Genomic DNA, 20,880 nt, shown 5'->3' on the forward strand with positions numbered 1-20,880 from the left:
GAGGCGGAGGCGGCACGGGTCGCCGCGGCGGCGGCCGCGACGAAGACCACGACGAAGGCGCCGACGAGCGCGGCCGCGACCGCGCCGACCAGCGCACCTGCGCCCGCGGCGGCACCGCCGGCGTCGTCGGGCAGCACGGTCGTCTACAAGAGCTGCGCCGACGTCCGGGCCGCGGGTGCCGCACCGCTGCACGCGGGCCAGCCGGGCTACAGCAGCAAGCTCGACCGCGACGGCGACGGGATCGCCTGCGCCCGCTGACCGCCCGCGCTACTCGGCGTCGGGGGTCGCGAGCCTGCGCTCGGCGCGGAGCACGAACTCGGACATCTCCAGGGCCGGGAGGGCGGCCAGGACGAGGGCGACCTGGGCGAAGGAGATCGCCCGCTCGCCCGCTTCCATCCGCTTGTACGTGGTGCGCGGGACGCCGGCGCGGGCGGCGAGGCCCTCTTGCGTCAGTCCCGCGGCGGCGCGCTCCGCACGCAGCTGCGCGGCGACGGCACCGGTCCAGGGTGCGACGCGATAGCGCTCGGTGCGCGGGGTCATGCCAAGCACGTTAACCGCAGACGTCGACAACGATCTCGACCTGTGGGACGAGCACCCCCACAAACGCGACAACGCGAGGGGGTGAACTTGCCGGGCCCCCGTGGCCCGCATCGCGTCCGGGTCACCGGCCCGGGCAACCCGGGTGGGACCGGCGGCGACCCAAGTGGGACCGCTCGGCGCCCGAACCGCGGCCGGTCGGCGAGCGGGTCAGGGGGCTGCACCCATGTCACTGGAGTCACGCTCCTGGACAACTGTCCACTCCACCGAGTGGACCTGTCGCCAGCCCCTTACCGGTGTCCGAATCCCCCACCTACCGTGCTCCCCACGGGCCACCGGCCCTCACTCACTGTGCGGCGACTCGACGAAGAGCGGTCGTACCGACCACAGGAGGACCCGTGCCCGACGACTCCGTGCAGGACCACGCCCACACCGCGGAGGCGACCGTCCGCACGACGTCGACGCCGGTCCCCGAGCTCGACATCATCGTGCCGGCGTACAACGAGGCAGCCCGGATCGGCGCCACCCTCGACGCGCTGTGCGGGACCCTGAGCCGCACCGGCACGCGCGCCCGGGTCCTCGTGGTCGACAACGCGTCCGTCGACGACACGGTCGACCAGGTGGTCCGGTCGAGGGGGAGCCACCTCATCCCGATCGAGGTGGTGAACTGCCGCGCACAGGGCAAGGGTGCTGCGGTGCGCGCCGGCATCCGCCGAGCAGACGCACCGTTCGTCGCCTACCTCGACGCCGACCAGTCGACGCCGCCGCAGGCGCTGATCACCGGCCTCATGCTCCTGAAGCACGGGTGGGACGCCGTGATCGGGTCGCGCCGCGCGCTGGGCGGCGTCTACCTGGTGCCGCAGGCGCCGCTGCGCCGCGCGGGCTCTCGGGCGTTCAACCTCGCCGCCTCGCGGATCGTCGGCCAGGTGAGCGACACGCAGTGCGGTCTGAAGATGTTCCGGACCGAGGCGATCAAGCCGGTGTTCGCGGCGTCGCAGATCGACGGCTTCGCGTTCGACGTCGAGCTCCTGGCCCGCGCCCGGGACGCCGGCCTGCGGGTCATGGAGCTTCCCGTCTCCTGGACCGACAGCCCCGGCTCGACGTTCTCGCCCGTGCGGGACGGCCTGACCGCGTTCCGGGAGCTCTCGCGGGTGCGACGCGTCCTGCGCAGCGAGGTCGCGCCGGCGTGAGCGAACCGACGACCGAGCCGCGCAGGACACTGGTCATCACCAACTGGCGCGACCTGGACCACCCCGAGGCCGGCGGGGCCGAGGTCGTCTGCCAGGAGCTCGCCGCACGCTTCGCCGCGCAAGGGTTCGACGTCGTCCTGCTGTGCGCGGCCGTCGCGGGCCGGCCTCGCCACGAGCAGCGCGACGGGTACCGCATCGTCCGTGGCGGCGGACGGTTCACGGTCTACGCCGTCGCCCTCTGGTGGCTCCTGTGGCACCGCCGGTCCGTCGGCGGTGTCCTCGACTCCCAGAACGGCATCCCCTTCTTCACGCCGCTCGCCGTGCGTCGTCGGACTCCCGTCGTGATGCTGCTGCACCACATCCACCAGGAGCAGTTCTCCGCCTACTTCCCGCGGCCGGTCGCGGCGTTCGGCCGGTGGCTCGAGGGACCCGTCAGCCGACGCGTCTACGGCCGGCGCGCGATCGTGGCGGTGTCCCCGTCGACCCGGACGGGGGCCCGCCGCCAGCTCCGGCTGCGCGGCGACATCTGGGTGGCGCCCCCCGGGTGGTCCGTGACGCCCGTGGACGTGCCGCGGACCGAGTACCCCTCCGTGGTGTGCGTCGGACGTCTGGTCCCGCACAAGCGCACCGATCTCGTCGTCAGCGCCTTCCCCGGGGTGCTCGCCGCCCACCGTGACGCTCGGCTGGTGGTCGTGGGCCGCGGCCCCGAGCGTGCTCGGCTCATCGCGCTGGCGGAGTCGCTCGGGATCGCCGGGCAGGTCGACTTCCGGGACGACCTCGACGACGCCGGCCGCGACCAGGTGCTCGCTGCGGCGTGGATGTCGGTCAACGCGTCGGCGGGCGAGGGGTGGGGTCTGTCCGTCGTCGAGGCGAACGCGCTCGGCGTCCCCGTGCTCGCGTACCGCCGTCCCGGCCTGCGCGACTCGATCGTCGACGCGACCACGGGATGGCTCGTCGAGGACGACGCGAACCTCTCGGCGGAGATCGCCGACCGTCTCACCGAGCTCGGTTCGCCCCACCGCGCCGAGCGCTACGCCGCCGACGCCCGCGAATGGGCCGGGAACTTCACGTGGGCCACGATGACCGGCCGCGTCGAGGTCGCGCTGCACGCCGAGGAGCTCAGACTCGCGCGTGGTCGCAAGGACCAGCGCCACCTCTCGGACGCCGCCGTCGCGGCCACCGTCCCCGTCGAGCTCATGCCCGACGACTGGCAGGTCCTGCTCCGTCAGACGGACAGCTGGCAGGTCGACGACGCCCACGTCACCGTCCTGCTCCGAGGGGCGGACCTCGACGCCGCCCACGTGGCGCTCAGCCGGTGGGGGGTGGAGCCGGCAGCGGCCGGTGTGACGCTCGAGGTCGCCCGCACCGCCGACCTGCTCCGGCTGCGACCGGCTGCCCGTGACCACGTCTGAGCTGGTCCGGCCGCGGGGGGAGGTCGTCGGGAGGTCGCGGGACCGCCGGGCCGTCCTCGCCGTCGTGGCGCTCGCCGCGCTGGCCGGCGCGGCACGGCTGATCGGCATCGCGACCACCCACGACCTGTTCCTCGACGAGGCGACCTACGCCGAGATCGCGGCGTCGACGGGCCTGGTGCACGGCCCTCTGCTGCACGGGCTGCCGTTCGTCCTGCACCCGCCGCTGGCGTTCCTGCTGCTCATGCTGCCCGCCGACCTGGTGGCGGCCCCGGACCGGGCGGCCCTCATCGTGGCGTTGCGCCCGTTCGTCGCGCTCGCCGGGGTCGGTGTGGTCGCTGTCGTCGTCGCCGTGCTGCGCTCCTCCGGTCTGCGCCGCGCCGCGGTCGTCGCGGGGCTGCTGCTCGCGCTCGACCCGTTCGCGATCCGGTTCGACACCCGCCTCATGCTCGAGGCGTTCGCGCAGCTGGCGGTGGTCGCGATGGTCGCCGCCGCGGTGCAGGTCGCCCGCGGGCGCGGTCGGCGGTGGGTGGCGGCGACGGCGGTCGCGGGCGGGCTGTGCCTGGGGACCAAGGAGACGTTCGGCATGGTCGCCGTCGCCACGCTGCTCCTGGTGGCGATCGCGACGTCGGGGGTGGTCCGGCGCCGGCTGCTCGTCGCGACGGCGGGCTCCGTCGGCGGGTACGTGCTGGTGAACGGGGCGATGGCCGCGTGGGCCGGTCCGGAGCTCTGGTGGGCGATGCGCCTCACTGGGCTGCAGCGTCTGCTCGGCGTCGACCAGGCGACCGGGTTCAACGCGCCCGACGCCGAGGTCTCGCTCTGGGACCGGGTGCTGCCGAACGTGGCGGAGGTCGGGATCACCTACGTCGTCCTCGTCGCGGGTGGCCTGTGCGCCCTGACGCTGTGCATCCTCGCGCTCCGGGCACGTCGACCGGGCCCGCTCGACGCCCGCCAGGCGCTCCAGGTGGTGGTAGCCGCGTGGGCGACGGCGTCCTGGGCCTACGTGACGTACGCCGTCGTGCTCGGCTCGCTCGAGGAGCAGATGTTCTACATCGCGCTCGCTCCGTCCGTCGTCGCGCTGGCCGTCGTCCTCGACCGGGCCCGACTTGCCGTGGCGGTCCCGGTGGTGGCGGTGGTGCTGCTCGGGCAGGTGGCGTCGTGGGTGGTCGTCCACACGCAGCGCGACGACGTGTACCTGCAGATGTTCGCGTGGGCGCAGGACCACGTGCCGGAGGGGTCGACGATCCTGGTGACGGAGGACAGCGCCCAGTTCCTCCTGCACGGGTACCGGCTCTCCTCGGACCCGACGACCGTCGCGCTCGGCGACACCGACTACGTGCTCCTCTCGCCCGTGCTCGTCGCGCAGGGGTACGGCGTCGCGGACCAGGGCTTCGTCGACGACCTGCGCGACCACGGCACGCTCGTGCACACGGTCGTCGGCCGGGAGAACACGCTCGAGCTGTGGGACGTGCAGCCGTGAGCCGCCCACGGGTGCTGCACCTCGGGTTCGAGGACCCCCGCAAGCCCGGCGCCGGGGGTGGCGCCGTGCGTACCCACGAGATCAACTCGCGCCTCGCCGACCGGTACGACATCACGGTGGTCAGCGCCCGGTTCCCCGGCTGCACCCCGTACGAGGCCGAGGGCGTCCGGTACACCCACGCGGGGGCGGCCGACACGTACCTGCTGGCCGTCCCGTCGTACTTCCTGGCCCAGCCCTGGACCGTGCGGAAGCACCGTCCTGACCTCGTGGTCGAGGACTTCGGGGCGCCGATCTCCACCTGGGGCCTGCCGCGGGCGACGTCCCGCCCGGTCGTCGGGGTGGTGCAGTGGCTGTTCGCGGAGGAGAAGGGCCGGCAGTACCACCTCCCGCTGGCGGGGATCGAGCGGTCCGGCGTCCGGGCGCACCGGCGGCTGGTCGCCGTGTCCGACGACCTGGGCGACCGGCTGCGGACGCTCAGCCCCGGCGCGCAGGTCGACGTCGTGCCCAACGGGCTCCCGCCTGCCGCGTTCACGACCCCGCAGACCGGGGCGCGACGGCACGTGAAGTACCTGGGCCGGCTCGAGGACGCCCAGAAGGGCCTCGGCCTGCTGCTGGAGGCCTGGGCGCGCGCGACGACGTCCGGTGCCGTGCCTCCCGGGGTCGAGCTGCACCTCGGCGGCATCGGACCCGACGGCCGGCGCCTGCAGGACCGGGCGGCAGCGCTCGGGGTGACCGGGTCGGTGCGGTTCGTCGGCGCGATCGCCCACGAGGAACGGTTCGCCTGGCTCGCGGACGCCGCGTTCGTCGCCATGCCGTCGCGGTACGAGACGTTCGGGATGGTCGCCGCCGAGTCGTTGGCCGTCGGGACGCCGGTCGTCGCGTTCGACATCGACTGCCTGCGCACGCTGGTGACGGACGGGACGGGCCGTCGGGTGCCGGCGTTCGACGTCCCCGCCTTCGCGGCGGCGCTCGGTGAGCTGGCCACCGACCGCCCGCTCCGAGAGCGGCTCGGCGCGCAGGGCGTGCGGCACGTGCAGCACCTGACCTGGGACAACGCCGCCGCAGCCCAGGCCGCGGTGTACGACGAGGTGCTCGGCCGATGACCACGACGCAGGCGCCACCGACGGCCGATCGGGGCGCGGTCCTGCTGTCCGCGACGAGCCTGGTCGTCGCGGGGGCCAACTACGCGTTCGCCCTCGTGCTCGTGCACGTCCTGTCGGCCGGCGACTACGTCGCGTACGCCTCGGTCCAGTCCCTCCTGCTGGTCCTCGGGTCCGGGGCGATGGCGGCGATCCCGTGGGCTGTCGCGCGGCACGTCGCGACGGGACGCGACCCGGGCCAGGGCGCGGGCTTCGGCCTGGTCGCCTCGGCGGTGCAGGGTGCGGTGTTCGCCGCGTTGACCTTCGCGATCGTCGTCGCGACGTCCGGCGCGGCCCTGGCAGCCGCCTCGGCGGTCGCGGCGTTCACGCTCTCGGTCGTCGTCGCCCCCCTCGGCGTCCTGCAAGGACGGGGCCGGCTGGGCACGATCGCGGGGCTGCGGCTGCTGGAGACGGCGGTCCGGATCGGCCTGTCCGCGTGGCTGCTGCTGGCGGTCGCCGCCGACCCGCTCGCGCCGGTGACCGGCTTCGCGGTGGGGTCCGCGGCGCTGTTCGTCGCCGGGTGCGTGCTGTGCCGCGGGGTTCGCCCGCTCCGCCTGGGCGGCCTCGGTGACCTGACGCGACTGGCCCTGCTGCTCGGCTCCGTCCAGGTGGCCCTGGCTGCGCTCGGGTCCGTCGACACCGTGCTCGCGGCGAGCGCGGGCTTCGCGGTCGACGACGCCGCCGCGTACCAGGTCGCCGCCCTGCTCGGCCGCGTGCCGCTGTTCGTCGCGGCCTCGGTCGCGCTCGCCTTCTACCCGCAGATCGCGGCCGCCGCCCCCGACGAGGTCGCCGGGCTGGTGCGCCGGTCGGTGCGCCTGCTGCTCGTGCTCGCGGTCCCTGTCGCCGTCGTGATGTGCGTGGCTCCGACCGCGCTGCTGACCCTCGCCGCCGGGTCGCACGTCGACCAGGTCCGGGTGCTGCTGCCCGCCACCGCGGCGGCCGGACTGTGCGTGGCGCTGACCACCGTGCTCGTCTCCGCGGTCCAGGCGCGCGACCAGCACCGCCGAGCACTGCGCCTCGTCGTGCCGGCGGCCGTCCTCCAGCCCGTCGCGCTGGGGCTCGTCGGTCAGCTGGGGGGCGTCGGGGCGTACGCGGTCACCAACGTCACCGTCCTGGCGACGTTGCTGGTGGTGTGCCTGGTGGCGACCCGCCGGCCGCCGGTCGCCGTCGCGTAGCTCAGGCCGTCGGCGCGTGCCGGTCCAGGAACCGGTAGACCTCCGTCGTGTCCACCCCCGGGAACACCCCCACCGGCAGCGCGGCCAGCAGGGACGCGTGCGGGCGGGCGCTCGGCCAGGACTTGTCGGCCCAGCGCTCCTGGAGGTCCGTCGGGGGCTGGCGGCAGCACATCGGGTCCGGGCACTTGGACGCCGCGCGCTCGGTGGTCTCCCGCCCGCGGAACCAGCGCACGTGCGCGAACGGCACCCCGACCGACACGGAGAACGCGCCCTGCGACGACGGCTGCACGCGGCTGGTGCACCAGTACGTGCCGGACGACGTGTCGGTGTACTGATAGTACGGCGAGAACCGGTCGGGCAGCGTGAACACCACGCGCGCGGTCCACTGCCGGCACACGGGCTGGCCCTCGATGGCGCCCAGCGGGTCGGCCGGGAACTTCACGCCGTCGTTCTCGTACGCCTTGTGCAGGGTGCCGCCCTCGTGGACCTTCATGAAGTGCACGGGGATGCCCAGGTGGCGCGTCGCCAGATTGGTGAACCGGTGCGCGGCGGTCTCGTAGGGCACCGCGAAGGCGTCGCGCAGGTCCTCCACCGACAGCCGCCGCTCGGCCTTCGCCTCCTGGAGGAACGGCACCGCGCCGTCCTCCGGGAGCATCAGCGCGGCGGCCAGGTAGTTGGCCTCGACGCGCTGGCGCAGGAAGTCGCCGTAGTCCTTGGGCTCCGCGTGGCCGAGCACGTGGCTGGCGATGGCCTGCAGGAGCGGTGAGCGGGCGTCGCTGGTGCCGGGGTTGCCCTGGGGCAGGTAGATGCGGCCGTTGGCCAGGTCGGTGACCGAGCGCGTGGAGTGCGGCAGGTCGGGCACGTAGTGGAGGCCGAAGCCCAGGTGCGCGGCGATGTCCGCGGTCGCGCGCTGGCTCAGCGGACCGCCCGGGTGGTCGATCGCCGTGAGCAGGCGGCGGGCGTGGTCCTCGAGCTCCGGGAAGTAGTTGTCCTGCGCGCGCATGCGGATCCGCAGCTCGGCGTTGGCCCGGCGGGCCTCCTCCGGGGTGGCCGCGTTCTCGGTGAGCAGGCGCTGGATCTCCGCCTGGAGGCGGACCAGGGCCTCGAGGGCGTCGGCCGGCAGCGAGCGACTGACCTTCACCGGTGAGACGCCGAGGGAGGCGAAGAGGGGTCCCCGCTGCGCGCGCTCCAGCTCGACCTCCAGCGCCGCACGCCGGGTGGGCGGCTCGGTGCGCAGCAGCTCCGACAGCGGGACGTCGAGCGCCTCCGCCACCTGCGCCAGCAGCGAGAGCTTGGGCTCGCGGTGACCGTTCTCCAGCATGGAGACCTGCGAGGGTGCCCGGCCGATCGCCGTGCCCAGGTCGTCGAGCGTCATGTTCCGGCCCGTGCGCAGGTGCCGGATCCGTCGTCCCAGCACCAGCGTGTCGAGGCCGCCGTTGGCCGTCGTTGTCATGCCTCCACCATCGCCCGGCGTCTGCGCTTCTGTCCAGGAGAAGGAACGCCGATCTTCTGCGGACTTTGCCGGGGAAGAACTGTGGAACAGCGAGGAAAGTCGAGGTCAGGCCGAAGGGCCGAGAAGAACCGCCAATGACGGAGGATCACGATGAGCACGTACAGGCACGGCGACCAGACCGAGACCGCGGCCGAGCTCGCGGCGAGCTGGGACCTCGACGCGCGGTGGGCCGGCATCCGCCGCACCCACACCGCCGAGGACGTCGTCGCCCTGCGGGGGTCGGTCCGCGAGGAGAGCACGCTCGCCCGCCGCGGCGCCGAGCGGCTCTGGCAGCTCCTGCACTCCCGCACGCTGCTGCCGGCGCTGGGTGCGCTCACCGGGAACCAGGCCGTGCAGCAGGTCCGCGCCGGGCTCGAGGCCATCTACCTGTCCGGCTGGCAGGTGGCGGCCGACGCCAACCTCTCGGGCCAGACGTACCCCGACCAGTCCCTGTACCCGGTCAACTCGGTGCCCGCGGTGGTCCGCCGGATCAACAACGCGCTCCTGCGCGCCGACCAGATCGAGTTCGCCGAGACCGGTCGACGCAGCCGTGAGTGGCTGGCGCCGATCGTCGCCGACGCCGAGGCCGGGTTCGGTGGGCCGCTGAACGCCTACGAGCTCATGCACTCGATGATCCAGGCGGGAGCGGCCGGCGTGCACTGGGAGGACCAGCTGGCGGCCGAGAAGAAGTGCGGCCACCTGGGCGGCAAGGTCCTGGTTCCGACGTCGCAGCACGTGCGGACCCTGTCCGCCGCGCGGCTCGCGGCCGACGTCGCCGGGGTGCCGACGGTCATCGTCGCGCGCACCGACGCCCTCGGCGCCGACCTGCTGACCTCGGACATCGACAGCCGCGACGAGCCGTTCCTCACCGGGGAGCGGACCGCCGAGGGCTATTACCGGGTGCGCCCCGGACTGGACCCCGTCGTCGCTCGCGCGGAGGCGTACGCGCCGCACTCCGACCTCATCTGGGTGGAGACGTCGACGCCGGACGTCGCGGCCGCGATCGAGTTCGCCGAGCGGATCCACGACCGGTTCCCCGGCAAGCTCCTGGCGTACAACTGCTCGCCGTCGTTCCACTGGCGCTCGCAGCTGGACGACCTGCAGATCGCGCGGTTCCAGCGGGAGCTGGCCGGCCACGGGTACGTGTTCCAGTTCATCACCCTGGCCGGCTTCCACGCCCTCAACCACTCGATGTTCGACCTCGCCCGCGGCTACGCCGAGCGCGGCATGAGCGCGTACGTCGAGCTCCAGGAGGCCGAGATCGCCTCCGAGTCCGACGGCTACACCGCCACGCGTCACCAGCGCGAGGTCGGCACCGGCTACTTCGACCGCGTCGCCACCGCGATCAGCCCGGAGAGCGCCACCCTCGCGCTAGCGGGCAGCACGGAGACGGCCCAGTTCACCCACTGACCTCCCTTCCCCAGGCCGCGAGTTCGGTAGTTCGCGTCGAGTTCGGCAGCTGTAGCAACCGAACTCGACCGGAACTGCCGAACTCGTGGCCCCCAGCACCAGGAGCACAGCCATGACCATCACCATCCCCCCGCCGCTCATCCGCCCTCATCTGTCGCAGACCGGGCCGTCCCTGCCCGGCACGACCGAGATCCTCACCACCGAGGCGATCGACTTCCTCACCGACCTGCACCTGCGCTTCTCCAGCCGCCGGCACGACCTGCTGCTGGGCCGCCAGCACCGCCGGACGCGGTTCTCCAACGGTGCCGACCCCGACTTCCTGCCCCTGACGGCGGGCATCCGGGCGGACCCGAGCTGGCGCGTGGCCGGTCCGGGTCCGGGCCTGGAGGACCGGCGCGTCGAGATCACCGGCCCCACCGACCGCAAGATGACGATCAACGCGTTGAACAGCGGCGCCAAGGTGTGGCTGGCGGACATGGAGGACGCCACCAGCCCCACGTGGACCAACGTCATCGGCGGCCAGCACTCGCTGTTCGACGCCATCCGCGGGCAGATCGACTTCACGTCGCCCGAGGGCAAGGAGTACACGGTCGGTGCGGGGACCCCGACGATCGTGTTCCGTCCCCGCGGCTGGCACCTGACCGAGAAGCACCTGGACTTCACGGACCGCGCGGGTCAGACGTGTGCGGCCTCCGCGAGCCTGGTCGACGCCGGCCTGTACCTGTTCCACAACGCGCAGGCGCTCATCGACTCGGGACGCGGTCCGTACCTCTACCTGCCCAAGCTGGAGGGCCACCTGGAGGCGCGCCTCTGGGACGAGGTCTTCCGGTTCACCGAGACGTACCTGGGCCTGCGGTACGGCACCATCCGCGCGACGGTGCTCATCGAGACCATCACGGCCGCGTTCGAGATGGAGGAGATCCTCTACGAGCTGCGCGACCACTGCGCGGGTCTGAACGCCGGCCGCTGGGACTACATCTTCAGCGTCATCAAGAACTTCCGCGCTCGCGGACCGCGCTTCGTCCTGCCGGACCGCGGCAGCGTGACGATGACGGTCCCGTTCATGAAGGCGTACACCGAGCTGCTCGTCGCCACCTGCCACAAGCGGGGCGCGCAGGCCATCGGCGGCATGAGCGCCTTCATCCCCGACCGCCGCGACCCGGAGGTCACCGACAAGGCGCTGGCGCAGGTCAGGGCGGACAAGCAGCGGGAGGCCGGGCAGGGGTACGACGGCACCTGGGTGGCTCACCCGGACCTCGTCCCGGTCGCGCGGGAGGTGTTCGACGAGGCGCTCGGCGACCGCATCGACCAGCGGCACCGGCTCCGCGAGGACGTGCACGTGACCGCCGCGGACCTGCTGGACATCCCGTCGGCCGGCGGCGGCGAGCCCGGTGCCGTCACCGACGGCGGGCTGCGCGGCAACGTGTCGGTGGGCGTCCGTTACCTCGAGGCGTGGCTGCGGGGCATGGGCGCGGTCGCCATCGACCACCTCATGGAGGACGCCGCCACGGCCGAGATCTCGCGGTCGCAGGTGTGGCAGTGGGTGCACCAGGAGGTCGTCACCGCCGAGGGCACACGTATCGACGCCGCGCGGGTCGAGCAGGTGCTGGCCGACGTGCTGGCCGAGCTGCCGCGGTGGGACGGGGACCGGTACGACGACGCGGCCGACCTGTTCCGGCAGGTCGCCCTGGCGGAGGACTTCCCGACGTTCCTCACGGTGCCGGCGTACACGCAGTTCCTGGTCGACCGCGGCTGAGGAGCGACCGCGATGCGGCCCGGGTCAACGACGACCCGGGCCGCGTCGCACGTCCCCCGGGTCTCGCATTCGGCGGGCGTCATCGGCGAGGATCCAGGGCATGGCTGACGACGAACGCCCCGTGCTGGTGACCGGCGGCACCGGGACCCTGGGCCGTGCCCTCGTGCACACGCTCCTCGACGCCGGCCGGCCCGTGCGGGTGCTCAGCCGGCGCGACCGCTCGCCGGCCGCCCCCGCCGCGGTCGAGTGGGTGGTCGGTGACCTGCTCACCGGGGTCGGTCTGCGCCCGGCGCTCGACGGGGTGACGGCCGTGGTGCACTGCGCCAGCGACCCGCGCAAGCCCGACGACGACCTCGACGCCGCCGTGCAGCTGCTGCTCGCGGCCCGCGCGGCTCACGTCCCGCACCTGGTCTACGTCTCTATCGTCGGCGTCGACCGGGTGCCGTTCGCCTACTACAAGGCCAAGCACAGGGTCGAGGAGATCGTCGAGGACGGCGACGTCCCGTGGACGATCCTGCGCGCGACGCAGTTCCACGACTTCGTCGCCACCCTGCTGGACTACCTGTCGCGCGGACCCGTCGCGCTCGCCCCGGCGGGCATGGACGACCAGCCCGTCGCCGTGCGCGAGGTCGCCGCGCGGCTGGCGGAGCTGGTCGACGCCGGCCCGTCCGGCCGCGCGGACGACCTGGGCGGTCCGCAGGTGCTCAGCACCACCGAGCTCATGCGCACGTACCTCGCGGCGACCGGCCGGCGACGTCCGGTGTGCACCGTGCCGTTCCCGGGACCCCTGCGCGCGTTCCGGAGCGGAGCACACCTCGCTCCGGAGCACGCGGTCGGGCAGCAGACCTTCGCGGAGTGGCTCCGGACCCGGTCGACCCGCTAGCGCGTCAGCCGAGCTGCCAGGTCCAGGCGCCGGTGGCGTCGGTCTGCACGGTCACGGTCGTCGGCACGCCTGCGGGGTCGACCGCGACGCACTGGAACGTCGTCGCGGCGCCGGTGACCAGCTGGTCGGGGCACTGCACCGTCGTGGCGATGCCGGTCTGCGCGGAGATCCCGGCGGCGATCTCGGTCTCGAACGCCTGGGCGTCGTAGCCGACCACATCCACGGTCGCCTCGGTCATCGCGAGCCGCACGACGTTGGCCACGAGGAACGCACTGATCACCGCACCGAGGATCGACAGGGCCAGCGCCCACCGCGCCCGGCCCCGGCCCTTGGGCTCCCACCCGGCCGCCTCGAGCGTCCGGGCGCGCTTGAGCCCGACGATCGACAGGATGATCCCGGCGACCGCGGCGATCGGCACGCCGAGCACCGCCAGGATCGAGACCAGCAGCGCGACCCGTGCCGGGGTGTTCTTGCCGTCGCCCAGGTCGGACGACGGGTTGATCAGGTAGTGGCTCTCGACCGGCTGGATCCAGCCGCCGCCGACCGCCGGGGCGCTGTACCCGAAGCGCGAGCTGGCCTCGGCAGGAGAGGAGGAGGCAGCGGGGTAGTCGAACCGGGACGTGGCCGCGGCGGGGTACCCGAACCGGGACGAGGCGTCGGCCTGGCCGAACCGGTACTCGGGCGAGATCGCGTCGGGGGTCGACGGCTCGAACCCCTGGCCGTACTGCGAGACGACCGGCGCGGGCGCGGGCACCGGGACGGGTGCGGCGGCCGGCGGAGCCTGCACGTGGGTGGTCCAGCTGGTGCCGTCGAACCAGCGCTGCCCCGCCGGGTCGCCCGGGTCCGTGTACCAGCCCGCAGGAGGGTTCCCGGTGGTGGGCGTGGTCACGTCGGCTCCAGTCGTCGGCACATCGAGGCTGCTGACGACATCGGCAGCGGACCGGGTGTTCTTGACCCAGGCCGGCGGCCCGTCAGCTCTCGAAGAGGCAGAACGGGTGGCCCGCCGGGTCGAGCATGACGCGGACGTCCTCCTGCGGCTGGAAGCCCGCCAGGCTCGCTCCCTGCGCGAGCGCGTGCTCGACGCCGCGGGTCAGGTCGTTCACCCAGACGTCCAGGTGCTCCATCATCTGCTGGTGGTCCGTGGTCGCCGGCCAGACCGGGGTCTCGTAGAGCGGGTCGGAGCTGAACGCGACGCCGGTCCCGCCCGCGGGCGGTCGGAGCAGCACCCAGCCGGGCTCCTCGCCGATGACGCGCCAGCCCAGCAGGCGTCGGTAGAAGTCCCCGAGCGCGTTGGCGTCGCGCGCCTCCAGCACGGTCGTCGAGAGGGAGAGCTCCAGGCCCGCGTGCCGCGTGACCGGCTCCCGGACGGCCGGTCCGCCGAAGATCGTGAGCGGCGACGGGTGCCGCGGCTCGTACAGCCCGAGCGACCCGCCGCTGGGCAGCGGGATCCGGGTGACGACGCCCCAGTCCTCGGTCTGCGGGTGGCCGAGCGGTCGGACACCCTTCGCCGCCAGGTCAGCGAGCGTCCGGTCGAGGTCGTCGCACATGAGGTGCAGCGTCGCCCCGTCGGCACTGTCGCCGGGGTGCACGCCGAGCTCCGCGGGCGGGAGGGCGAAGATCAGCCACCCGTCGCCCGAGGACGCGTCCTCGACCGACGCCCAGCCGAGCACGTCCCGCAGGAACGCGCGGTCGGCGGCGGGGTCGGAGCTGGCCAGCAGCACGTGCAGCGCGGAGATCACGCGTCCCAGCGTCCCGACGTGTTCCCGTGTTCGCCACTCGGAAAACCCCTTGGCGGCGGCGGAATCCGGACGTACGGTCGTCGCACACGGGAAGGAGGTGGTCCAGGACATGTTCTATTCCAGGACGCGTGAGGTGACTGTCCGCTAGTCGCCCGAAAGTACTCGGACGGATTGCACAGACGATCCGCCCGCAGGCCCACCCGGACCGGCGAGCGAATCCATGGCAGTCACCGCAGCCCGTGGGAGCCGCGACCTCGTCCTTCGCGGCAGGGTCTCTTCGGAGGCCTGGCCCACGGGCTGTTGCCTGCCCATCTCGTGGCAGGCTGGAGGCGTGGCTCTCAAGAACCCCTCCCAGATCGATCAGATGCGTCCCGCCGGGAAGTTCGTCGCCGGCGTGCTGTCCTCGTTGCGTGACGTCGCCCGCGAGGGGATGACCCTCAAGCAGCTGGACACCCACGCGCACCAGATGATCGACGCCGCCGGCGCCCACTCGGTCTACCTGGGCTACCACCCGTCGTTCGGCGCGATGCCGTACCCGGGCGTGCTGTGCACCTCCGTCAACGACGCCGCCCTGCACGGCCTGCCGTCCGACTACGTGCTGGCCGACGGCGACGTGCTGAGCATCGACTTCGCCGCGCAGGTGCAGGGCTGGGTGGCCGACTCCGCGCTGACGTTCCAGGTCGGCACGCAGGACCCGACGGTCCAGAAGCTGATCGAGACCACCGAGAAGGCCCTCGACGCGGGGATCAAGGCCGCACGCGCGGGTGCGCGGATGGGCGACATCTCGTCGGCCATCGGCACCATCGGTCGTGCGGGCGGGTACGGGATCAACGCCGACTTCGGGGGCCACGGCGTCGGGCGGACCATGCACGAGGACCCGCACGTGCCCAACCTCGGGCGCCCCGGCACGGGCCAGAAGCTGAAGGCCGGCCTGGTCATCGCCATCGAGCCGTGGTTCATGGCCGGCGGCGACGAGTACACGATCGACGACGACGGCTGGACCATCCGCACCGGCGACGGCTCCCTGGCCGCCCACGCGGAGCACACGATCGCGATCACCCCGGACGGCCCGCTCGTCCTCACGGCCCGCGACTGACCGCACCGCGACGTCCGAGGCCGCGCCACAGGCCGGTCCACCCTCCGGCCGGTGAATCGATCCAGAACAACCCTGGGGGCGTTCTGACCCACCAGAACGCCCCCACGGTTGTTCTCGCCCGGCGCAGACCGGCGGGCGTTCCCTGTTCTTGACGGCGGACTTAGATTGGCTCGATCCGGCAACGCCGGCGGATCCGCACGAAAGAGGGCCTCTGATGTCCGCGCTCGTCGAAACTGCTCCGCTCATCGGTCACGTCGTCGGGGGTCAGGTGACCACCCCCGAGGGGTCCCGCACCCAGGACGTGTACGACCCCGCGACCGGGGAGGTGTCGGGCCGGGTGCTCCTGGCGGAGCAGGCGGACGTCGACGCGGCGGTCGCGGCGGCGGTCGTCGCGGCGCAGAGCTGGTCGCAGGAGCCGGTCGCCAAGCGGGCCGCCGTGCTGTTCGCGCTGCGCGAGCAGATCGTGCAGCACACCGACGAGCTGGCCGCGATCATCACCGCGGAGCACGGCAAGGTGCTGGCCGACTCCCACGGGGAGATCGCCCGCGGGCTCGAGGTCATCGAGTACGCCTGCGGCATGCCGCAGCTGCTCAAGGGCGAGTACACCGACCAGGCGGCCACGGGTGTCGACGTGTTCTCGTTCCGGGAGCCGCTGGGCGTGGTCGCCGGCATCACGCCGTTCAACTTCCCGGCCATGGTGCCGCTGTGGATGTCGCCGATGGCCATCGCCACGGGCAACGCGTTCGTCCTCAAGCCGTCCGAGCGCGACCCGTCGGCGTCGCTGTTCCTGGCGAAGATGTGGAAGGCCGCCGGGCTGCCGGACGGCGTCTTCTCGGTGGTGCAGGGCGACCGGGTGGCCGTCGACGCGCTGCTCACGCACCCGGACATCGCGGCGGTGTCGTTCGTCGGCTCGACGCCGATCGCGCAGCACGTGCACGCCACGGCCACCGCGCACGGCAAGCGGGTGCAGGCGCTCGGCGGGGCCAAGAACCACGCGGTCGTGCTGGCCGACGCCGACCTGGACCTCGCGGCCACACACCTGACCGGTGCGGCGTTCGGCGCCGCCGGCGAGCGGTGCATGGCGATCTCGGTGGCGGTCGTCGTGGACGAGGTGGCCGACGCGCTGCTCGAGCGGCTGCGGGCCGGGGCCGAGAAGGTCCGGGTCGCACCCGGCAACGACCCCGACTCCGACATGGGCCCGGTGATCACCAAGGCGTCCCAGCTGCGGATCGAGGAGATCGTCACCGACGCGGTCGCCAACGGGGCGTCCGCGGTGGTCGACGGTCGCGGGCACACGGTGGCCGGTCACGAGAACGGGTTCTTCGTCGGCCCCACGGTCCTCGACGGCGTCTCCACGGACATGCGGGCGTACGTCGAGGAGATCTTCGGGCCGGTGCTCGTGGTGATCCGGGCGGCAGACCTCACCGAGGCGATCGCCCTGGTCAACGCCAACCCGTACGGCAACGGCACCGCGCTGTTCACGTCCTCCGGCGACGCGGCCCGCACGTTCCAGCGTGCGGTGAACGTCGGTATGATCGGGATCAACGTGCCGATCCCCGTGCCGGTCGGGTGGCACTCGTTCGGCGGGTGGAAGAACTCGCTGTTCGGCGAGAGCCACATCTACGGCCCGGAGTCGGTGCGCTTCTACACGCGCGGCAAGGTGGTCACCAGCCGCTGGCCGAGCAGCCCGGCGACGGCCCGCTTCCACTTCGGCCGCACCACCTCCCACTGACCGCAACGTCCGCACTCGAGAAGGCCCGAACCCGACGGAGTGCGGACGTCCCAGCCAGGGACCAGCAACGTCCGCACTCGAGCGGGTCTGAACCCCATCGAGTGCGGACGTTGCGGGTTCTACAGCGAGCGCTGGTACGTGCGCATCGCTGCCACCGACCACCACGCGACCAGGGCCGCCAGTGCCGCGAGCAGTGCGCCCCGGGTGGCCACCACCGACCAGTCCACCGACGGGGACATCGCCGTGCGCGCGATCTCGGTCGCCCAGGTCAGCGGGTTGTAGCGGGCGGCCGTCTGCACCCAGTCCGGCAGCAGCGCGGCGGGCATGAGGGCGGTCGAGATGAACGTTGCCGGCAGCACGATGATCGTCGAGATGCCGATGAGCGCGGTCTGGTCGCGGGCCAGCAGGGCGACCGCGGCCGACAGCGAGCAGAACGCCGCGGCGAGCAGGAGCGACGCCCCGATCGCGAGGGCCATGCCCCCGACACCTCCGGAGTACTGCGCGCCGGCCAGCGCGCCGATCCCCAGAACGCAGAGCCCCTGCACCACGCAGACGAGCAGCTGCTGCACCAGCTGGCCGGCCACGAGCGACGACCGCGAGACCGGGGACGTGAGCATCCGGTCCATGACGCCGGAGCGGATGTCGTCGATGAACCCCGTCCCTGCCCAGGCGCCCGAGTACAGGACGGTCATCATGAGGATGCCCGGCACCAGGAACGTCATGTAGTCCACGGCCCCGAATCCCGGCACGGTGGCGACCGACGAGAACACGTTCCCGAACAGGACCAGCCAGATCACCGGCTGGATGATCGCGACGCCGAGGCCCCAGGGTTGGCGGATCGCGTCGACGGTCCAGCGGCGGGTGACCTCGGCGGTCTGCGTCAACCAGGACGCGCGGGTCGGCGTGGTGACGGGACGAGTAACGGTGAGCGTGCTCATCGGGCGACCTCCCTAGAGGCGACGTCGGCCGACGTCCACGAGCGGCCGGCGTGCCGCAGGTAGACGTCGTCGAGGGAGGGACGGGAGACGGCGACGGCTCCGTGCCGCACGCCGGCCGCCTGGAGGGCGGCGATGACGGGGCCGACGACTGCCGGTCCGTCGGCGGTCCGTGCGACGAGCCGGCCGGTCGGTCCCTCGACGTGCACGACGACGTCGCGCAGCGCGGTGATCGACGCGACCGCCGACCGCACGAGGTCGGGGGTCGGCTCGACCAGGTCGACCGTGAGCGTGTCCCCTTCGAGCGTGGCCTTCAGCGCGTCCGGGGAACCGAACGCGACCACCCGGCCCCGGTCGACGATGGTGATCCCGTCGGCCAGTCGGTCCGCCTCCTCCAGGTAGTGGGTAGTGAGCACGACGGTCAGGGCGTCCTCCCCGGCCAGTCGTCGGATCTCCGCCCACATCGCGGCGCGCGCCTCGGGATCGAGCCCGGTGGTGGGCTCGTCGAGGAACAGGACCTGCGGGGTGCCCACGAGGCCGAGCGCCACGTCGAGCTTGCGGCGGGTGCCCCCGGAGAGCTTCCCGGCGCCGCGGTCGGCGGCCTCGGCCAACCCGAAGCGGTCCACCAGTGCGGCTGCCCGATCCGACGACGCGGCGCGGGACAGCCCGCGGAACCGCGCGGCCATCACGAGGTTCTCGCGCGGGCTGAGCAGCGGGTCGGCGCCGGTCCCCTGCGAGACGTAGCCGATGCTCCGGCGGACGGCGTCGGCGTCGCGGACGACGTCACGACCGCCCACGCGGGCGACCCCGGAGGTGGCTCGCGCGAGGGTGGTGAGCACCCTCGTCGTGGTGGACTTGCCGGCGCCGTTGGGGCCGAGCAGCCCGTGCACGGTGCCGCCGGGGATGCTGAGCGTGAGGCCGTCGAGGGCCCGGACGTCCGGTCGGCCGCGGCCGCCGGGGTAGGTCTTGACGAGGTCGAGCGCTTCGACCACGGGTGCTGCGGGCATGGTGCCGCCTTCGGTCGTGCCGTCCGTTCCTTCCGGTCGGGACGGCGGGTGGTCCGACCGAGCTGCCACCTATGCTGATTCGTGCGGCGGATCGCACAGGTGCCCTCACGGGTCCCGGTCGGTTCGTGGTGGTCGGCCCGGGTGTTCCAGCACCTGGGCCGACCTTCTTCATTGCGGGGGGCTCAGATACGGCGCGAGCGCCTCCGCAAGCTCGTCGGGGTCCAGCCGGCCGTGCGTGCTGGCGCGTCGGTGCAGGTCACGCCACAGAGCGACGCCCTCGAACGATCCGTCCGCGATGCTCGTCGCGAGCGCGGCGACGAACCCGAGCTCGGCGCGGACGATCGCGACCTCGTACTCGCTCTCGAGCGAGAAGATCGCCGGCAGGCCCATCGCGCGCGCGTCGGCCAGCCCGCCCTCGAGGCTCGTGATCTGCCGCTCGAGCGACGTCTGCCGCAGCCGCAGCAGCCGGACCACGTCGTCGGGACCCAGCAGCGGCAGGAACGACAGGGCTGCCTCGAACTGCGGGAACTCCTTGGCCGGGGTGCGCACCAGATCGGTCAGCCAGTCGATGGCCTCCGTCGCGCCGGCGTCGGTGATCCGGTACACCGTGCGGGTCGGTCGGTTGCCCTCCCGCTCGGTCGACGCGGCCTCGATCAGCCCGTGCTTCACCAGCGAGTCGACCACGGAGTACAGGGACCCGAAGTTCAGGCGCACCGACTCGTCCTTGCGCCGCTCGCGCAGGGTCATCGACATCTCGTACGGGTGCATCGGGCGTTCCCACAGGAGCGCGAGCACGGCGAGAGCCAGCGGGTTGTTGCGGCTGCGCGGCGCCATGGCTCCTCCTGCTCCAGTTCGAATGCTCGGAACAGAATATATCTCGACTAGTACGCGTCTGCCAAGCACGAACGGCCCGCATCCTGGACAGGATGCGGGCCGCTCGACACAGGGTCAGTCGACGCGGACGACGACCTTGCCGCGCACGTGACCGGTCTGGCTGGCCTCGTGGGCCGCGGCGGCGTCGGCCAGCTCGAAGACCTCGGCGACGTCGACCTTGACGGTGCCGGCGTCGATGAGCGCGGTGAGAGCGTCGAGATCGGAGGTGCTCGGCCGGACCCAGACGTACTGCCCGCCCAGCTCGTCGCGCGCGGCGGCGTCGACGATCGACGCGACCGTGCCGCCGTCGGCCAGCAGGGCGTTCGACGTCCCGACGAGGTCGTCGCCGCCGAAGTCGAGCACGACGTCGATGCCGTCGGGCACCAGCGCGCGGACGCGGTCGGCCAGCCCGTCGCCGTACTCCACCGGCTCCGCGCCGAGGCCGCGCAGGTACTCGTGGTTGCGAGGCGACGCGGTGCCGATCACCCGGGCGCCCAGGGAGTGGGCGATCTGCACGGCGAACGCGCCGACCCCGCCCGCGGCGGCGTGCACGAGGACGGTCTGACCGTCGCGGACGCCGGCTCGTCGGATCGCCTGGAACGCGGTCAGGCCGGCCAGCGGCACGGCCGCCGCCTCCTCGAACGTCAGGGAGACCGGCTTGCGCGCGAGGGTGCGCACGGGCGCGGCGACGTACTCCGCGAACGTGCCGCCCTGCACCCAGTCGCGGCGCACGTACCCGTAGACCTCGTCGCCGACCTGGTACTCGGGGGTGTCCAGACCGACGCGCTCGACCACGCCGGCCACGTCCCAGCCGGGGACCGCGGGGAACGTCACGTCCATGATCGCGTCGAGGTACCCGGCCCGGACCTTCCAGTCGACGGGGTTGACCGAGGCGGCGCGCACGCGGACGAGCACGCTGTCGGGCCCGACCTTCGGGGTGGGCTGCTCGGTGAGCTCGAGGACGTCGGACCCGCCGTAGCGGGAGTAGGTGATGGCTCGCATGCTCCCGACAACCCGGTGACGGCGA

19 protein-coding genes are annotated in these 20,880 nt (G+C 73.1%); 11 read left to right on the forward strand and 8 right to left on the reverse strand.

Features of this window, described 5'->3' with window-relative positions:
• Positions 1–258, forward strand: a 258-nt coding sequence (locus HP550_RS07575) for an excalibur calcium-binding domain-containing protein (RefSeq protein ID WP_175346986.1), incomplete at its 5' end; no start/stop codon positions are given.
• A gap of 9 nt (positions 259–267) precedes the next feature.
• On the opposite strand, the gene HP550_RS07580 is transcribed toward HP550_RS07575, so the two are convergent.
• A complete protein-coding gene (locus HP550_RS07580) occupies positions 268–540 on the reverse strand; it encodes a helix-turn-helix transcriptional regulator (RefSeq protein ID WP_175346987.1) in 273 nt (90 codons plus the stop codon).
• A 395-nt stretch (positions 541–935) separates the two neighbouring features.
• On the opposite strand from HP550_RS07580, the gene HP550_RS07585 reads away from it, so the two are divergent.
• From HP550_RS07585 to HP550_RS07605, 5 genes are read left to right on the forward strand one after another with little or no spacing between them, the layout of a single operon-like run.
• Positions 936–1,727, forward strand: coding sequence for a glycosyltransferase (locus tag HP550_RS07585; RefSeq protein ID WP_175346988.1), 792 nt, complete (start codon positions 936–938; stop codon positions 1,725–1,727).
• On the forward strand, positions 1,724–3,139 hold the full coding sequence (locus tag HP550_RS07590; RefSeq protein WP_175346989.1) for a glycosyltransferase: 1,416 nt from the start codon (positions 1,724–1,726) through the stop codon (positions 3,137–3,139). The genes HP550_RS07585 and HP550_RS07590 overlap by 4 nt, the downstream gene beginning before the upstream one ends.
• Positions 3,126–4,616 (forward strand): glycosyltransferase family 39 protein, encoded by a 1,491-nt coding sequence (locus tag HP550_RS07595; RefSeq protein ID WP_175346990.1) that lies wholly within the window; start codon positions 3,126–3,128, stop codon positions 4,614–4,616. Before HP550_RS07590 ends, HP550_RS07595 begins: the two co-directional genes overlap by 14 nt.
• The gene (locus HP550_RS23000) at positions 4,613–5,719 is read left to right on the forward strand and encodes a glycosyltransferase (protein ID WP_175346991.1); all 1,107 of its coding nucleotides are present in this window, start codon (positions 4,613–4,615) and stop codon (positions 5,717–5,719) included. Before HP550_RS07595 ends, HP550_RS23000 begins: the two co-directional genes overlap by 4 nt.
• Positions 5,716–6,930, forward strand: a complete 1,215-nt coding sequence (locus tag HP550_RS07605) for a lipopolysaccharide biosynthesis protein (RefSeq protein ID WP_175346992.1) — start codon at positions 5,716–5,718, stop codon at positions 6,928–6,930. Before HP550_RS23000 ends, HP550_RS07605 begins: the two co-directional genes overlap by 4 nt.
• A 1-nt stretch (position 6,931) precedes the next feature.
• On the opposite strand, the gene HP550_RS07610 is transcribed toward HP550_RS07605, so the two are convergent.
• Entirely contained in the window at positions 6,932–8,383 is a 1,452-nt protein-coding gene (locus tag HP550_RS07610) for an XRE family transcriptional regulator (RefSeq protein ID WP_175346993.1), read from the reverse strand.
• 150 nt (positions 8,384–8,533) lie between these two features.
• Between HP550_RS07610 and aceA the strand changes: the two genes are divergently transcribed.
• The 3 genes from aceA (at position 8,534) to HP550_RS07625 (ending at position 12,471) form a co-directional block, all read left to right on the forward strand.
• A complete protein-coding gene (gene aceA, locus HP550_RS07615; protein WP_175346994.1) occupies positions 8,534–9,832 on the forward strand; it encodes an isocitrate lyase in 1,299 nt (432 codons plus the stop codon).
• 112 nt (positions 9,833–9,944) lie between these two features.
• Positions 9,945–11,588: a malate synthase A gene (aceB, locus tag HP550_RS07620; RefSeq protein WP_175346995.1), complete on the forward strand. Its 1,644-nt coding sequence runs from the start codon at positions 9,945–9,947 to the stop codon at positions 11,586–11,588.
• A 100-nt stretch (positions 11,589–11,688) separates the two neighbouring features.
• Positions 11,689–12,471 carry an SDR family oxidoreductase gene (locus HP550_RS07625; protein WP_175346996.1) on the forward strand — a complete coding sequence of 261 codons (783 nt, stop codon included), beginning with the start codon at positions 11,689–11,691 and terminating at the stop codon, positions 12,469–12,471.
• Positions 12,472–12,475: 4 nt separating this feature from the next.
• Here the strand turns inward: HP550_RS07625 and HP550_RS22220 are convergent, their stop codons facing one another.
• On the reverse strand, positions 12,476–13,360 hold the full coding sequence (locus HP550_RS22220; protein WP_343048039.1) for a DUF2510 domain-containing protein: 885 nt from the start codon (positions 13,358–13,360) through the stop codon (positions 12,476–12,478).
• Between the two features lie 82 nt (positions 13,361–13,442).
• Positions 13,443–14,210, reverse strand: a complete 768-nt coding sequence (locus HP550_RS21940) for a VOC family protein (protein WP_343048040.1) — start codon at positions 14,208–14,210, stop codon at positions 13,443–13,445.
• 331 nt (positions 14,211–14,541) lie between these two features.
• On the opposite strand from HP550_RS21940, the gene map reads away from it, so the two are divergent.
• Both map and HP550_RS07650 read left to right on the forward strand, forming a co-directional pair.
• Positions 14,542–15,306: a type I methionyl aminopeptidase gene (gene map / locus HP550_RS07645; RefSeq protein ID WP_343048041.1), complete on the forward strand. Its 765-nt coding sequence runs from the start codon at positions 14,542–14,544 to the stop codon at positions 15,304–15,306.
• 214 nt (positions 15,307–15,520) lie between these two features.
• Positions 15,521–17,038 carry a CoA-acylating methylmalonate-semialdehyde dehydrogenase gene (locus tag HP550_RS07650; protein ID WP_175346998.1) on the forward strand — a complete coding sequence of 506 codons (1,518 nt, stop codon included), beginning with the start codon at positions 15,521–15,523 and terminating at the stop codon, positions 17,036–17,038.
• Between the two features lie 119 nt (positions 17,039–17,157).
• Here HP550_RS07650 and HP550_RS07655 read toward each other — a convergent pair whose 3' ends face one another.
• The 4 genes from HP550_RS07655 to HP550_RS07670 all read right to left on the reverse strand — a co-directional run bounded on the left by HP550_RS07655 (position 17,158) and on the right by HP550_RS07670 (position 20,855).
• Positions 17,158–17,976: an ABC transporter permease gene (locus tag HP550_RS07655; protein WP_175346999.1), complete on the reverse strand. Its 819-nt coding sequence runs from the start codon at positions 17,974–17,976 to the stop codon at positions 17,158–17,160.
• Positions 17,973–18,980, reverse strand: a complete 1,008-nt coding sequence (locus HP550_RS07660; protein ID WP_175347000.1) for an ABC transporter ATP-binding protein — start codon at positions 18,978–18,980, stop codon at positions 17,973–17,975. Before HP550_RS07660 ends, HP550_RS07655 begins: the two co-directional genes overlap by 4 nt.
• 168 nt (positions 18,981–19,148) lie before the next feature.
• Positions 19,149–19,814: a PadR family transcriptional regulator gene (locus tag HP550_RS07665; protein ID WP_175347001.1), complete on the reverse strand. Its 666-nt coding sequence runs from the start codon at positions 19,812–19,814 to the stop codon at positions 19,149–19,151.
• Between the two features lie 114 nt (positions 19,815–19,928).
• Positions 19,929–20,855 carry an NADP-dependent oxidoreductase gene (locus HP550_RS07670; RefSeq protein WP_175347002.1) on the reverse strand — a complete coding sequence of 309 codons (927 nt, stop codon included), beginning with the start codon at positions 20,853–20,855 and terminating at the stop codon, positions 19,929–19,931.
• Positions 20,856–20,880: the final 25 nt, after the last annotated feature.

The organism is Cellulomonas humilata (assembly GCF_013359775.1).
GTDB lineage: Bacteria > Actinomycetota > Actinomycetes > Actinomycetales > Cellulomonadaceae > Cellulomonas > Cellulomonas humilata.

Bases quoted from the DNA above. Each gene is read 5' to 3' on its own strand.
- HP550_RS07655 (WP_175346999.1), bottom strand. From the start codon at position 17,976: ATGAGCACGCTCACCGTTACTCGTCCCGTCACCACGCCGACCCGCGCG.
- HP550_RS07650 (WP_175346998.1), top strand. From the start codon at position 15,521: ATGTCCGCGCTCGTCGAAACTGCTCCGCTCATCGGTCACGTCGTCGGG.
- aceB (WP_175346995.1), top strand. From the start codon at position 9,945: ATGACCATCACCATCCCCCCGCCGCTCATCCGCCCTCATCTGTCGCAG.
- HP550_RS07610 (WP_175346993.1), bottom strand. From the start codon at position 8,383: ATGACAACGACGGCCAACGGCGGCCTCGACACGCTGGTGCTGGGACGA.
- HP550_RS07670 (WP_175347002.1), bottom strand. From the start codon at position 20,855: ATGCGAGCCATCACCTACTCCCGCTACGGCGGGTCCGACGTCCTCGAG.
- HP550_RS07660 (WP_175347000.1), bottom strand. From the start codon at position 18,980: ATGCCCGCAGCACCCGTGGTCGAAGCGCTCGACCTCGTCAAGACCTAC.
- HP550_RS07580 (WP_175346987.1), bottom strand. From the start codon at position 540: ATGACCCCGCGCACCGAGCGCTATCGCGTCGCACCCTGGACCGGTGCC.
- aceA (WP_175346994.1), top strand. From the start codon at position 8,534: ATGAGCACGTACAGGCACGGCGACCAGACCGAGACCGCGGCCGAGCTC.
- HP550_RS07625 (WP_175346996.1), top strand. From the start codon at position 11,689: ATGGCTGACGACGAACGCCCCGTGCTGGTGACCGGCGGCACCGGGACC.
- HP550_RS07665 (WP_175347001.1), bottom strand. From the start codon at position 19,814: ATGGCGCCGCGCAGCCGCAACAACCCGCTGGCTCTCGCCGTGCTCGCG.
- HP550_RS07605 (WP_175346992.1), top strand. From the start codon at position 5,716: ATGACCACGACGCAGGCGCCACCGACGGCCGATCGGGGCGCGGTCCTG.